The sequence below is a fragment of the Pedobacter sp. ASV28 genome (assembly GCF_016428855.1).
Lineage (GTDB): Bacteria > Bacteroidota > Bacteroidia > Sphingobacteriales > Sphingobacteriaceae > Pedobacter.
The window spans coordinates 1-1175 of record NZ_JAELTN010000131.1; the positions used below are offsets into that span (position 1 = coordinate 1).

At 38.0% G+C, this 1175-nt stretch carries 1 protein-coding gene; it reads left to right on the forward strand.

Annotation, left to right across the window (positions count from 1 at the left end; translation table 11 throughout):
* Window positions 1–96: 96 nt before the first annotated feature.
* Window positions 97–759, forward strand: a complete 663-nt coding sequence (locus tag JHD79_RS22505; protein ID WP_199121602.1) for a heme exporter protein CcmB — start codon at window positions 97–99, stop codon at window positions 757–759.
* The last annotated feature ends 416 nt before the right edge of the window (window positions 760–1175 follow it).

Here is a 1175-nt window from a genome sequence, read left to right on the forward strand (position 1 = left end):
CGGTTAAACCAAATCTACAGCCCTATAGTTTCCAACATTCCTGTCAAAATCTAAAATCGTAAACTGTAAATCATAAATCAATTATATATTTGCGCCATGCAATTAACAGCGCAGGTAAAACATTTGGTCAAAAAGGAAATCTTATTGGAATGGCGTTCCAAATATGCGCTGAATGGTGTTTTATTATATGTTGTTTCCACTGTATTCGTCTGTTTCCTATCATTTATCAGCATTGAGAAACTTACCTGGAACACCTTATTTTGGATCATCATGCTATTCGCATCCATCAATGCCATTGCCAAAAGCTTCCTACAGGAAAGCAAGGGACATCATTTGTATATTTATACTCTGGTTAGCCCAGCAGCACTCATCATAGCGAAAACCATTTACAATAGCCTATTAATGACCATCCTTACCTTAATTGCGCTAATATTTTATTCATTGGTATTCGACTTCCCCGAAGGCACAGATATTCTGATGTATTTTATAGCAGCCACATTGGGAAGCCTCAGCTTTTCTACCATTTTCACCATGGTTGCAGCCATTGCCTCTAAAACCAGCAATGGTGGTATGTTGATGGCCATTTTAAGCTTTCCCATTATTATACCTGTACTCATTGTTTTGATCAAATTCACCAAAAACGCCATTGATGGACTGGACAGGAGTGTAAGCTTAGATGAAATAGGTTTACTCGCCCTGATCAATGTAATGGTTATGACCGTAGCCCTACTGCTATTCCCCTATCTTTGGCGAGATTGATTTTTGGCACCTGTCTTTCTGTATTTGTCAACAATTAAAGACATACATTCCTTTAACACTTTGTTAATTGCATCTCTCAAACCACTTGGATACCTACCTTTCACCTTATAAGCTAGACAATCCACGTAACCACCCTTCATATTTTCAGAGAGTAGCTTAACTTTATTATACCGTAGAAACGAAGCTTGAACTGCTTTAAGCTTCAATGTAGTAATTATTCGGTCATTTTTAAGGCAATGGGACCGTTCAGAAAGCCAATTTCAATCCATAGTACATAAATTCGCCATCATTGCATTATTAAAAATCAATTTTCTAACTACCTTTGACAAGGTTAAAGGCCAATATGAATAGGCGTAAACACTAACCCTCCCATAACCTGTCTCTTATACACATCTCCGAGCCCACGAGACCTGCGT